This is a genomic window from Coleofasciculus sp. LEGE 07092, from assembly GCF_015207375.1.
Taxonomy (GTDB): Bacteria; Cyanobacteriota; Cyanobacteriia; order Cyanobacteriales; family Coleofasciculaceae; genus LEGE-07092.
In genome coordinates this window covers 1-12552 of the sequence record NZ_JADEWY010000164.1, presented here as the reverse complement: position 1 = coordinate 12552, position 12552 = coordinate 1, and the positions used below count along the sequence as shown (strand labels likewise).

The following is a 12552-nucleotide window of genomic DNA, read 5'->3' as shown; positions in this document are numbered from 1 at the left end:
CACCCCCCCACTCCCCTGCTAACCCATGACACGTCACAGAATAACCGGATATCTACCCCTCTGGCATCTGTGCGGCACCATACTGATAACGCTGGCATTGTCTGCCTGCCAACGGGTTAAGTCTCAACTTCACCATCCAGCGCTTTTACCCCAAGACCCCTTTGTTGAAGCTTACTTCAATCATTCCGAGTCTGCTCATTATACAGAACCTTATCGACAAGTGACCCGACCCGGCGATAATTTAGAGCAACGGATTGTAGACGCGCTCGCATCGGCTCAATCAACCGTCGATGTTGCCGTTCAGGAATTACGCTTGCCCAAAATTGCCCAGGCACTAGTCGAGCGCCAGCAAACTGGTGTCAACGTGAGAGTTATTTTAGAAAATAACTACAGCCGTCCCTGGAGTGACTTCACCCCAACCGAAATAGCCGCACTATCTGCACGGGAACAAGAACGCTACAACGAATCCCTAAAATTTATCGACCGCGATGGTAATGGTCAACTCACTCCAGAAGAAATTAACCAAGGGGACGCCCTAGCTATTTTGCGAAATGCTGGCATCCCAATCCTTGACGATACCGCCGATGGTTCTAAAGGTAGCGGTTTAATGCACCATAAGTTTGTTATCGTTGACGGACACACTGTAATTGTTACCTCAGCGAATTTCACCTCCAGCGATATCCATGGGGACATTAGTACAGCCGAGAGTCGCGGCAATGCCAATAACCTCTTGAAAATTGACAGTGTTGAACTTGCTACCGTATTTACAGAAGAATTTAACCGAATGTGGGGAGATGGTGCTGGTGGCAAGCCAGACAGTCAATTTGGCGTTAAAAAGCCCGTGCGACCTGTGCAACAAGTGATTCTAGGAGATACAACTATTGCTGTGCAGTTTTCTCCAATTTCCCCAACCCAACCCTGGAGTCAAAGCAGTAATGGTTTTATTGGCAAAACCTTAAGTACGGCGACTCAAACCATTAACCTGGCTTTATTTGTCTTTTCAGAACAACGATTGGCAGATAGTTTAGAAGTATCCCATCAACAGGGTGTACAGGTACAAGCACTAATTGATCCTGGCTTTGCCTATCGTTATTACAGTGAAGGTCTGGATATGATGGGCGTAGCATTGAGCAACAAGTGCCAATACGAAGCCAATAACCGTCCCTGGCAAAACTTCATTACCACAGTTGGTGTTCCTCAGTTGCCGAGAGGGGATAAATTACATCACAAATTTGCAGTGATAGATGGGCAAACGGTGATTGCCGGTTCACACAACTGGTCAGATGCGGCAAATCATAACAACGACGAAACGGTATTAGTGATTCACAGTCCCAAAGTTTCCGCCCATTTTGAGCGCGAGTTCGGACGCCTCTACGCTAAAGCCGTGCTGGGAGTTCCCGTATTGGTTCAGCAAAGGATTCAATCCCAGCAACAAGAATGCCCCCAAATCACAGAGGCTACCGAGAGGAATGCCCCTACTGGGCAGGTAATTAACCTCAACACTGCCACTCTGGAAGAATTAGAAACCCTACCAGGAGTCGGACCAAAACTGGCACAGCAGATTATTGAAGCACGGCACCAGCAACCTTTTACATCCTTAGAAGATTTTGATCAGGTATCGGGCGTAGGACCGAGTTTACTTCAGAAGTTGGATGGGCGGATTACTTGGTAATTGTGGATGATGAATATAGATTCGGAGGGAGTCGCTACACTGAAGGAAGTTCCCCTATTCAAACATCCGCCCATTATAACGATGACTGAACAACCTACCCGTATCTGCATTCTCGGTGGAGGCTTTGGGGGTCTCTATACTGCCCTGCGCTTAAGCCAACTCCCTTGGGAAAAGCAGCAGCGACCGGAAATTATTCTAGTCGATCGCAATGACCGATTTCTATTTTTACCGCTACTATACGAACTGCTCACGGGTGAACTACAAACCTGGGAAATTGCCCCACCCTTTGAAGAACTTTTGGCAAATACGGGGGTGCGCTTCACTCAGGCTACAGTAGCGGGAATTAATATAGATGAGCAGCGGGTACAGCTACAAGATGGACTCGAATTTAGTTACGATCGCTTAGTCTTAGCCCTAGGAGGAGAAACTTCCTTAGAACGGGTGCCGGGAGCTAGTGAATATGCTATCCCGTTCCGCTCTCTGGCTGATGCCTATCACCTGGAAGAACGACTGCGGATTTTAGAGGAGTCTGATGCGGATAAAATTCGGGTGGCGGTTGTCGGTGCCGGTTACTCTGGAGTTGAGTTGGCGTGCAAGCTAGCAGAACGGTTGGGAGAACGGGGAAGACTACGGATTATTGAACTGAGTGATTCGATTCTCAGAACCTCGCCGGAGTTTAACCGTGAGGCGGCGCGGAAAGCACTGAATGACCGGAATGTTTGGGTTGATTTGGATACTGGGGTGGAATCTATTGGTTCCGACTCAATTTCACTGCTTTATAAAGGACAGGTGGATACTATTCCTGTTGATATAGTGCTGTGGACGGTAGGAACTAGTGTACCTGCCATCGTGCGATCGCTTCCTCTCAAACAAAATCTCCGGGGTCAACTTACCATAACCCCAACCCTGCAAACCGTTGACCGCCCAGAAATCTTTGCCTTGGGTGACTTATCTGATTGCCACGATGCCACCGGTCAACTTGTTCCGAATACGGCTCAATCTGCCTTCCAGCAAGCAGATTACACGGCTTGGAATATCTGGGCATCCCTGACTAATCGCCCCCTGCTCCCCTTCCGCTACCAGTATTTAGGAGAGATGATGACGTTGGGGACAGACAATGCCACCCTTACGGGTTTGGGATTGAAGCTGGATGGTTCTCTAGCCCACCTGTTTCGGCGTCTGGCATATCTCTATCGAATGCCGACCTTAGATCATCAGCTCAGGGTTGGCTTTAATTGGATAACGCAACCGTTGTTAGACTTACTATCTGGAAACTAAGGAGTAATGTCTAAATAACCCATGCAACAACCAAAAGTTATTTTGCTCGATGCTGTCGGTACGCTCTTTGGGGTTCGCGGGAGTGTCGGTCAAGTGTATAGTGCGATCGCTAGTAAGTTTGGGGTTAGAGTATCGGCATCAAGGGTGAACAGTGCCTTTTTCCAGGCGTTCGCTGCTGCTGATCCCTTAGTTTTTCCCACAACCGAACCCGAAGAGATTCCTGAGTGTGAATTTGAGTGGTGGCGGGTGATTGCCCTGCGCACGTTCCAACACGTCGGCGTTCTCAACCAGTTTGACGACTTTACAGAGTTTTTTGACCAACTGTACAACCACTTTGCCACAGCAGAACCTTGGGTTGTTTATCCCGACGTTCTTCCAGCGCTAGAGGCGTGGCGACGAGTGGGGATTCAGTTGGGTATTGTGTCCAATTTTGATTCCCGACTATATCTAGTCTTGAGAGCGCTCAACCTCGAAGAATTTTTCATCTCCGTCACCATTTCAACCCAAGCAGGCGTAGCTAAACCCAATCCTGAGATTTTTAAGGCAGCCTTGGAGAAGCACCACTGCCAAGCCCCCAACGCATTGCACATTGGGGATAGTGTCGCGGAAGACTATCAAGGTGCCCAGGCAGCAGGGTTGAAAGCAATTTTACTCAAGCGTTCCAGTCTAATGGCAGGGGTTTGAGGAAAAAATGCCCTCCCAACGTTACTCAAACTTCACAAATCCCTTCAAAAACACGAAACAGTTTAAAGATTCCATGAAGACTGGAGTAAAGGTCTAGCTTTTTATTTATCTCTACAGTTAGAATAATGCTTAGTAAACAAAGTTCTTACCCAAACCAAAACTACATCGGAACACAACATGCCTATCTGAACTATGTTTAACTACCGCATTGTTTTTGCCATCACTCATTAATGTAACATAAATTAATAGTGGTTCAGCTAAAAAATGCATCATGATAGGCGTAACTAGAATTTTAATTCTAACAACCGAGTTCATATGTTTTGGTAGTCGTAAAAGAGTTCTATCGCCACCCAGGAGGCATCCCTATGAAGACTCAAAAAATCACAGCTTTTATTGGTAAAACAGGTGCAGTCGCTTCCTTCGTCGCGGCTTCCGCTTTAACCGCAGGCTTCCTCGCACCCTCAGCATCTGCCGTATCTCTAGTCCCGGATAAGGAAGGTGAAGTCAATGTTGGTTTGGGTGCTTGTCTATCCCCATCCTCAGAAACTGGTAATCCTTGCAAATACTTGGAACTCTCTCCCTGGATCTCAGACGTTGCAAGTCTAATCGATGACTCCACTGGCACGAAGAGCCGCTTGTTTGTTGACAAAGCTGGTACTAAAAATACTTACGGAGCAATACAATTTAAAGCCTTTGATGTTGGTACCCCAGTGAGCGAATTCTGGTTCCGTCCAGCCGCAATGATGGCAGATGGAGTTACACCCCTGTTAGAAAAGGGACAATTAGAAGTCGGTACATACAAGTTCGACTTCGCCAAGACTATCTCTTCCCTCACAGTCCGCTGGTTTGATACTGAATACAAAGATGATACAAGTTTTGTTGCTACTGGCATCTTTGGCGATGTTTCAGGTGTTGTTCCCGCAGGTCCTGACCGAAACATTTATGAACAAACGTTCACAGATGTGAGTTCTATCACACTCAACTTAGGTGAAAGGGGTGGACGATTTGGTACAGGTGATGGTGTTAACTTCCAGATAGAGAAACAAGTCCCCGAACCCGGAACCGCTGCTGGTTTAGGCGCTCTCGCTTTTATGAGTACTTTGGGCTTGCGCAAGCGCAATAAGAAAGCTAATTCGTAACAATTAACAGTACAAGAAATTTGTCTTGTAAATTTAAGCCCCGTCTTCTCAGAGACGGGGTTTTTCGTCTTGAGTATTTATTTAGCGGCAAGTCCTTCGTAAAAGGCAATTTCAAACAAGTCGCGCATTCCCGTCATACCCTGTCCGAAAAACAGCAGCAAAGCAAAGCAATTTAAAGCAATATGAGCATAACGCCAGCGATTGGAGCGATCCTTGTAAATATCTTCAACGATCGCTAACGAAAATACCATCAACAATGCTGCTGTTATGCCGATATAGTAGTGAGACCAATACCACTCGTTAGTCCGTCGAAAAACTCCCTCCTGACAACCGAGAACAACCAACCACAAGCCTGTAGAGGTAGCAAAGATGCCTCGCCAAAGTTGCTGCCTTGCGCGATACAACAACACTAACGAAGTAATCGCGGCGATAAAAAACAGCACGATTAAGATAGCCTGGGTTGGGTTTTTACTCCAAAGCTGATTTTTGATAACGCTCTTGGCGAAAATCACATAAGCGAGCGCTACCAAAGTGATGCCAACCACTGAACCCGTCAGCCAGCGCCCTAACTGAACGTGTTCACGTCCCACAACGGGTGGAATCTTACTTTTGCCCCCATCAGCCGTTTGCAAGCGTCGTTGGCGAGTCTGCCACGCAAAGTGAACCACAATCCCAATGATGGGAAACACGACAACAACCGCAAGGATGGGATGGATTAAAGCAAAAAAATCGACGGTTTCCATTGTTTATTTCAGAAAATAGGGAGTGGGAAGTGGGGAGTGGGGAGTGGGGAGTGGGAAGATGGAGGTATTTTAATCAACATTACAGTCTGCAAATTTTCTCTCTACCTCCCCTATCTCCCTTATTCCCCACTCCCTACTCCTTTTCTCATTAAGTACCAAGGGCAGCATAGCCGAAGGTGGCATTGAATTGACGGCACCAAATGACTACTGAGCCAAAGTCGGCTAGATTAACTTCCGCAGGAATAGCATACCGTTGAGTGCCGCTAACTTGCTGAAGTTCGCCAAGATTCACGTAATTATCGGCTTGGTAGGATTTGGGAGTTTGTTCGCGGTGTAACAGCACAAATAAATCCGGTCCTTCGTCCGTTTTAAATGCTTCGTCAAAGTCTAGGTAACGTTGCCCATTTTCTGTAACGACTCGCACCATTCCCTGAGTGGGATGTTCACCTGCTACAAAGTCTCCAGACGGTTTGATGTCTTGTGCCATGGGTGTTTCTGTTGATACTGCGGGAGTTGGCGATGCCTCTGGAACAGAGGATTGACTCGATGGAGTGCCTCCGACACAACTAGCCAATAACAAAGCAGTGGTACTGAAGATAGCTAGAGACTTGAGCTTCATGACTTTAATTCCTCAAGACGGGACTTTATCTATCATTGTGGCAGTTTAATGAGTTTTGGCTAAGAATTTGCTTTAAAATTCGGCTGATTGTCTGAGAAAATTTTCAGGTTGGTATCTGGTAAAACTCATTCTATGACACCTTAAAAGCTTTACACTAAGGGAGTTTCAGTATAGGGGCTTAAGACATAGGTTTCTATCAAGCAAGCGATCGCTCTAGCTGCTATTCAAGATATTATTGAAACGGCGAGTGGTGTTTGACCGGAATCCCAAGGTGAATGCGATCGCGGTTTCTCAAGGTTAGGGAACTTCAAAAAAATTATTCCCTAGGACAGACAATATGAGATGTTGATTGAGAGGATAGTAAAGTTGAATGCTCTTCTTTAAGAGCTGGAGAGTATGATAGCAAAAGCGACCAGTATCTGATGCATCATGAATTCTTATCCAGTACAAGGATCTTCTACAACCAACCCTAACTCTCATCAAACTCAACCTCTAGATCATGATGGGGATGCAGGTTTGCGAGACATTGCCAATCGCCTTGCTAAACGGCTAGAGAGAGATATATTAGTTCAAAAAACTACCGATTACCTAAGAGACTTGCTGAATGTTGATCGGGTGGTTTTATATTACTTCTACTACGAATGGAAAGGACAAGTAACTTTCGAGTCATTGAGTTCCCCCCACTATTCCATTTTTGGTTCTACAGGAGCAGATAATTGTTTTGTCGATAGCTATGCTGCCCTATATCAAGCTGGACGGGTAAGAGCGATCGCGGATATTGAACGAGAACCCCTCAATCCTTGCCATCGAGATTTCCTCCGCAGTATCCAAGTTCGTGCGAATTTAGTTGTACCCATTCTGAATTCCCGGCGATTATGGGGGTTGCTCGTTGCCCATCACTGCCAGAATGCTCGTTCTTGGCAATCTTCAGAGATTGAAACAATGCAAACAGCAGCCACAACCTTGGCAACAACTCCTGCCATTCAAGAGAGTTAGGTAAAGAGAGTTAAATTATTAACCCAACGGACAACGAGAAAAGGGGAAAGGATAGGGAAATTGTAAACTTCTTCTTCCCCTTTTGCTTTCTAGAAAACTCATGCTTGAACTGATACTAACTGGAAAAGTTTAACAGACTTGATGGATCACTTGTTAAAAGAACCGATCCATCAGGCAATATCGCCCCACCAAAGTCTGCCCCAGTTAAGTTTGCCCCCTTCAAATCTGCTCCACTCAAGTCCGCCCCGCGAAAGTTTGCCCCCTGCAAGTTTGCTCCCCGCAGGTTTGCCCAAACTAAATCTGCCCTTCGTAAGTTCGCCCCCGTTAAGTCTGCTTGGCTGAAATTAACCTGGGTTAGATTAGCTTTATCGAGCAAAGTGCCATGCAGGATTGTCCCACTCAAATCTGCTCCACTCAAATCTGCTCCACTCAAATCTGCTCCACTCAGGTTAACTCCTCGAAAATCCCGTTCTCCAGTGATATGCTGCTGTAGCAGCCGTTCGGCAGGCATTTTTACAGATTTTAATTTCTCAAGCAGATCCCTTTTTTTCGCAGAATGAGGCTCCTGGGGTTTAGAACCGATATTTCGATTGGAGAATGGCATAGCTTTAGTCCCTGCAAATATAACAGTTTAAATCCTCAGACGTTTCTCTTGACGGTTTATTGAGGGAGATCCTATTCAATCGGTGAATCCAATCTGCTTGAGGTGTAATCTTAAGATGAATGCCAGAGCGATCGCAATTACTCGTCGATGTGACTTATATCGTCGTTTCAATGTTTGCAAGTGCCCTATCCTTCTCAGTAAGAACTTGAGGATATCTGCTGTTGGCAAAAATACCGTTATCCTTGCTTATTTTCCATAATCGGTGAAATAAGTCAACTCTGAAATCCGCTCCAGGTGAGAGTTTAGCGTCTACCAAAAGGAACGATTTGCTTAACATGAGCCCCCCTTATTTCACCTAAAATAATAAAAAACCAGAAGAATAGCCCTAATGTAACTAAGGCTATTCTCCCGAAAATCTTACTCTATATGATTTTTAAATATGGCTCAGGCGGGATTTGAACCTGCGACCTTGGGCTTATGAGTCCCCTGCTCTAACCACTGAGCTACTGAGCCAAGCTTTTTGGCAACCTCCTCAATCTACCACATCAACTGTAGTCTTTGCTACTCCCCAAGCTAATAAATAGGGAGCTATTGAGCTCCCTGCCAATTAACCATCTCCCGCCAGACTGCATGCAGCAGTTGGCGGCGGGAGAGTAAATTACCGACTCTTGGGAAGAAAAGCCATGGGGTTGACTGCACCGCGTCCCGCTGGATGCACTTCAAAGTGCAGATGGGGACCCGTGCTGTATCCAGTGCTACCCATTTCAGAAATCTGTTGACCTTGGGCAACCTCTTGTCCGCTACGCACCAAAAGCCGATGGTTGTGAGCATAGAGGGTAAGGCTACCATCGGGATGTTTGATTTCCACTAACTTACCGTAGCCACCAGAATTCCAACCAGCAGTGACGACAACGCCAGGAGCTGCTGCAACAACAGGTGTACCAACGGGGGCGGCAATATCAATTCCCTTATGCATCCGTCCCCAGCGCTGACCATAGCCGGAGGTCAGCACACCCTTGCTGGGCCAAATATAGCCATTAAAGGGGACGGGGCTATCCGGCAGGTACATATCCGGAGCTGACAAGGGAGGCAGTTCGGGAGCAACCGTTTGTCCCGTTGGCGTTTGCAGCATCTGGTTGTAGCCCTCTGCTGGTGCTGGAGCAACTGCCAACAGTTGCTGCTGTGGTTGTTGCTCAGGTGCAGCCGGTGGTGAAGGTACTTGAATGGGAATTGAAGCTTGTTGAGTTTGCTGTTCGTATCGCTTTGGATTGAACTCTGGATTAGTTCTAGGGGATGCAGCCTCGTTCTGTGTCACCGATGCAACTGGCGCAGCAGGAACTGCAATATTGCTAGAGGCAGTAGCTTCACCGTTTTCCCGCTGACGGCGGTATTCTTCGCGCATCCTGAGAATGTCAGATCTCAGCCGCTCAACATAGAGATTGGCAGCAGTATCAGCCGATGCATTCCGCTTGGTATCAACCACAACCGTGGGATTTGTTTGGGCATCGTTAGATTGCGCCACAACTGTCGGTGAAACACCTTGTAGTTGAGATGTCTGCTCTGTTGGTACAACGGGCGCGACTGGATTGGGAACAGTAGGTACGACTAAAGTCGAGGCTCTGACTCCTGGCTGCTCTTGTCGAAGGGAAACCGTATCAGAATTGGTGATACCGGGAAGGAAGGTAACGCTCTGCTCAGGAGAGCCTGTCGGTTGGGATGTGGGAATTGTGAGCTGTTGATTCACTCGAATCAGGTTGGGATTGTTCAACCCGTTCGCCTGAATCAATTCAGTGCGAGACAAACCATAGCGACGAGCGATCGCATCTACCGTATCTCCAGGCTTGACTTTGTAGGTATCTGCTGGACTGGCTGCCACCAGGGTTTCCATTACCACTGGTTGGGGTACTGGGGGTTTGGCTGTGATTTCTGACTCGACCGTACTATTGGGGATGGTTACTAATTTTGGCTCTCCGGTAGATGAGTCTGCTGTTCCTGGAGAGGGTACGGGAATAACCACTGACTGAGGCGAATTCGGTGTTTCTGGTTCCACTGCCAGGGAAGCTGCCGTATCAGGGGACGGCACTGGCATAACGACCGATGACCTAGCTTCTGTGCCAGTTTCTGATTCTCCTGTTGGTGTAGCTGCGATTTCTGGCGTAGGTACCGGTATAACTACAGGTGCTTTGAAATCCCTAGCTGCTTCCGATTCCCGAGGGGTTGGTGTTGCCGCAATTTCTGGGGTGGGTACTGGGATAACGATGGGTAACGGAGCTTCGCTGGTTATTTCTGAGTTCCCAGTTGGCGTTGCCGCAATTTCCGGCGTAGGCACCGGGATAACCACTGGTGTGGTCGGAACAGTTACGGCTGGAGCGGCTTCGCTGGTTGCCGATTCTTCAGATTTGAGTTCTACAGGGGGTAAAGCGTCGGTGGATGGTGATGCCGTCGCTGATGGCGAGGGTGATGCTTTTGCTAGTTCAGAGAGATTGGTAGACTCCTCAGACCCCAACTCCGCCAGACTGTCATTTAAACGGTTGCGCTTCTCTTTTAAACGGTCAATCGCATCATTTTGTCTCGCCTTCAAAAGGTCATCGACCTTGCCAGGAACCGTAACCGATTCACCAGCCTCTAACTGACTTGTTTCCGACACCGATGCAGAAGTCTGCAACTGTGTTGGCTCCACACCATAGGACTTCGACAGTGTTTTGGCTGTTTCGCCTGCCTTGACTTCGTGAACAACACCGTTAGCTGAGGGAATTTTCAGCTTCTGTCCAACTGGTAAAACAGCAGTGGGTTCTATTTTGTTAGATGCGGCGATCGCTTCTGGCTCTACCTCATAAGACTTGGAAACTTCCCAAAGAGTTTGTCCCTCCTGTACTTGGTGTTCCGCAACAGGCTTTGCAGGAGCCGACGGTACCGACTGCACGGGCGTCGCTGTCGTGGCAACTTCTGGCTGACGTTCTGTCGGCACTGAGGCAGGTGTGGAAGTGCCAATTGGCAAAGTTGTCAGAGTTGGTTCCGCCGCAATCGGCTCTACTGCAAGGGCTTCATCGCCTTGCTGAGGCAGCAACAAGCCAGAAGCGCCCATGGAGATTGCTAATCCAATCATGGCGGCAGAGGTACGAGCTTTGCGATTCACCTCGGTCGGAACTGCTGCACTGACCGTATGCTTCCCAATGGGGAGCTTCAGTAAGACCTCAAGAGAGTCTGCTGCACAGGTCGGAACAGGTTTGACCTTCTGCTTAAATGTTCGTTTCAAAAAACGACCTCCTAGTGTGTGACGAGCACTTAACAGTTCCTGAATGATTTTTTTACCAGTCAATGAGGGATCTCACCTAAAAAAGTGATTGAAATCACGGACAGTAAGCATGCTTAGGCAAGAGTACCTTGCTTTTTTGATTTAGACAAGTCGATCGAACCGGTAAAATTTTGGCACTTGACGGCAACCGCTCGATCACCCTTGAAGAAGCAATATCTGGGTGCCTCTGGAATGAAATAGTTTGACAAGAGACACATCGATAGTGGTGCGGTTGTGGCCAAGGCTTGTGCATAGAACATACAGACCGAACAAGCTTTCCTCCGGAAGAGGGAAGATTCAAACCATACTCCAGCGGATTGCTGATAACAAGCTTTATAGGATATCCCGATAGTGCTGGGCATGGCAACTGTACACTCTATCGACTGATAGTTTAGCAATTAATAGATTACAGACGGCACTTTACGCGACTGTTGGCTCTAAAAACAACCGTACAATTTCCCAACTCCTCCGCTGTGGTGCTAGCTACCCTACCCGACTAAGACACCCTTAAAGTAAGTTTTTTCTTGCTACCAGGCGGTTTTGACCCCTCTAGGCTTGTCAATTTGGATGATTAAAATCTATCAGTCAGCTCCCAGATATTTTTAAACTTTTTTATATAAATTTCTTATCACAGCCAGAAGGGTTTCGTAGTGTGGATAACTGAAATCAGTGTCAAAAATTTTGTTTTGAGAGATAAATCAACTATCAAAGGGATTAGTCAAGAGGCTAAAGTCCCATCAATTTTAATTATTTTTAATAACTTGCAGTCAGATTAAATAGATTTATATACATATACAAACATATACGCATATTGAAGGGCATTCACCCCCACTCTAAGAGAGACGGAGACTCCAGCCGATCTGATTGAAAAAAAGACTTAGAGCAAATAGCCCAACTGACGCCGTGCTTCAAACAAACCAACAGCAGCGCTGACAGAAAGGTTTAAACTCCGAACTCCTTTCTGTGTCATAGGAATACAAACGGTTGCCGTACACTCTTTTAAAACCGTAGCGGGTAAACCTGTGGTTTCACTGCCAAATAACAGCCAGTCATTCGCCTGAAACTGAAACTTTACATAACTGTATTTCCCAGTAGTGCTAAAACCAATCTGCCGTCCGCCTAACTGCTGGTACACCGCTTCAAAAGCATGGAACGACTCGTGATAGTGCAAGTTGACATAGGGCCAGTAATCCAAGCCCGCTCGCTTCAGGTAGCGATCGCTAATTTCAAAACCCAATGGTCCGACTAAATGCAACTCTGTACCCGTAGCAGCACAGGTTCGGGCAATATTGCCCGTGTTCGGTGGAATTTGCGGCTGAACCAAAACAACCCTTAGCATGACTTACAAGACTCCATCTCCTTACCCAGAAGCTATTGGAGCATTGACTAATCGATCCATAGAGAATCCTAATATATATTTTTCTAATATCAGGGGTTTGGGAACCATTGATTAGATATTGTGATTTCTACAGAAGTTGTGAAGCTCAGAGAAGAGTGGGGGTGTTGGGGAGCTGGGGAGCGG

The 12552-nt window shown here is 47.1% G+C and carries 10 protein-coding genes and 1 tRNA gene; 5 read left to right on the top strand and 6 right to left on the bottom strand.

What is annotated here, in order from left to right:
* Nucleotides 1–25 precede the first annotated feature (25 nt).
* The 4 genes from IQ257_RS26375 (at nucleotide 26) to IQ257_RS26360 (ending at nucleotide 4773) form a co-directional block, all read left to right on the top strand.
* Nucleotides 26–1672, top strand: coding sequence for a DUF655 domain-containing protein (locus tag IQ257_RS26375; RefSeq protein WP_193882060.1), 1647 nt, complete (start codon nucleotides 26–28; stop codon nucleotides 1670–1672).
* A gap of 81 nt (nucleotides 1673–1753) precedes the next feature.
* Nucleotides 1754–2950, top strand: a complete 1197-nt coding sequence (locus IQ257_RS26370; protein WP_193882073.1) for an NAD(P)/FAD-dependent oxidoreductase — start codon at nucleotides 1754–1756, stop codon at nucleotides 2948–2950.
* 21 nt (nucleotides 2951–2971) lie between these two features.
* Nucleotides 2972–3634 carry an HAD-IA family hydrolase gene (locus tag IQ257_RS26365; protein WP_193882063.1) on the top strand — a complete coding sequence of 221 codons (663 nt, stop codon included), beginning with the start codon at nucleotides 2972–2974 and terminating at the stop codon, nucleotides 3632–3634.
* A 365-nt stretch (nucleotides 3635–3999) separates the two neighbouring features.
* Nucleotides 4000–4773 (top strand): LEVG family PEP-CTERM protein, encoded by a 774-nt coding sequence (locus IQ257_RS26360; protein ID WP_193882066.1) that lies wholly within the window; start codon nucleotides 4000–4002, stop codon nucleotides 4771–4773.
* 77 nt (nucleotides 4774–4850) lie between these two features.
* Here IQ257_RS26360 and IQ257_RS26355 read toward each other — a convergent pair whose 3' ends face one another.
* Together IQ257_RS26355 and IQ257_RS26350 are read right to left on the bottom strand one after the other, a co-directional pair.
* Nucleotides 4851–5516: a DUF4079 domain-containing protein gene (locus IQ257_RS26355; RefSeq protein WP_193882070.1), complete on the bottom strand. Its 666-nt coding sequence runs from the start codon at nucleotides 5514–5516 to the stop codon at nucleotides 4851–4853.
* A 148-nt stretch (nucleotides 5517–5664) separates the two neighbouring features.
* Nucleotides 5665–6135 (bottom strand): DM13 domain-containing protein, encoded by a 471-nt coding sequence (locus tag IQ257_RS26350; RefSeq protein ID WP_193879268.1) that lies wholly within the window; start codon nucleotides 6133–6135, stop codon nucleotides 5665–5667.
* A gap of 429 nt (nucleotides 6136–6564) precedes the next feature.
* Between IQ257_RS26350 and IQ257_RS26345 the strand changes: the two genes are divergently transcribed.
* Nucleotides 6565–7131 (top strand): GAF domain-containing protein, encoded by a 567-nt coding sequence (locus IQ257_RS26345; RefSeq protein ID WP_193879271.1) that lies wholly within the window; start codon nucleotides 6565–6567, stop codon nucleotides 7129–7131.
* A gap of 115 nt (nucleotides 7132–7246) precedes the next feature.
* Here IQ257_RS26345 and IQ257_RS26340 read toward each other — a convergent pair whose 3' ends face one another.
* The 4 genes from IQ257_RS26340 to IQ257_RS26325 form a co-directional block, all read right to left on the bottom strand.
* Entirely contained in the window at nucleotides 7247–7735 is a 489-nt protein-coding gene (locus tag IQ257_RS26340; RefSeq protein ID WP_193879274.1) for a pentapeptide repeat-containing protein, read from the bottom strand.
* A 440-nt stretch (nucleotides 7736–8175) separates the two neighbouring features.
* Nucleotides 8176–8248 (bottom strand) — tRNA-Met (locus tag IQ257_RS26335).
* A 145-nt stretch (nucleotides 8249–8393) separates the two neighbouring features.
* Nucleotides 8394–10991 carry a peptidoglycan DD-metalloendopeptidase family protein gene (locus IQ257_RS26330; RefSeq protein ID WP_193879276.1) on the bottom strand — a complete coding sequence of 866 codons (2598 nt, stop codon included), beginning with the start codon at nucleotides 10989–10991 and terminating at the stop codon, nucleotides 8394–8396.
* 916 nt (nucleotides 10992–11907) lie between these two features.
* Nucleotides 11908–12369: a tRNA (cytidine(34)-2'-O)-methyltransferase gene (locus tag IQ257_RS26325; protein ID WP_193879279.1), complete on the bottom strand. Its 462-nt coding sequence runs from the start codon at nucleotides 12367–12369 to the stop codon at nucleotides 11908–11910.
* Between the last annotated feature and the right edge of the window lie 183 nt (nucleotides 12370–12552).

Coding starts and splice junctions, on each gene's coding strand:
- IQ257_RS26360 (WP_193882066.1), top strand. CDS start 4,000: ATGAAGACTCAAAAAATCACAGCTTTTATTGGTAAAACAGGTGCAGTC.
- IQ257_RS26370 (WP_193882073.1), top strand. CDS start 1,754: ATGACTGAACAACCTACCCGTATCTGCATTCTCGGTGGAGGCTTTGGG.
- IQ257_RS26350 (WP_193879268.1), bottom strand. CDS start 6,135: ATGAAGCTCAAGTCTCTAGCTATCTTCAGTACCACTGCTTTGTTATTG.
- IQ257_RS26340 (WP_193879274.1), bottom strand. CDS start 7,735: ATGCCATTCTCCAATCGAAATATCGGTTCTAAACCCCAGGAGCCTCAT.
- IQ257_RS26355 (WP_193882070.1), bottom strand. CDS start 5,516: ATGGAAACCGTCGATTTTTTTGCTTTAATCCATCCCATCCTTGCGGTT.
- IQ257_RS26375 (WP_193882060.1), top strand. CDS start 26: ATGACACGTCACAGAATAACCGGATATCTACCCCTCTGGCATCTGTGC.
- IQ257_RS26365 (WP_193882063.1), top strand. CDS start 2,972: ATGCAACAACCAAAAGTTATTTTGCTCGATGCTGTCGGTACGCTCTTT.
- IQ257_RS26345 (WP_193879271.1), top strand. CDS start 6,565: ATGAATTCTTATCCAGTACAAGGATCTTCTACAACCAACCCTAACTCT.
- IQ257_RS26325 (WP_193879279.1), bottom strand. CDS start 12,369: ATGCTAAGGGTTGTTTTGGTTCAGCCGCAAATTCCACCGAACACGGGC.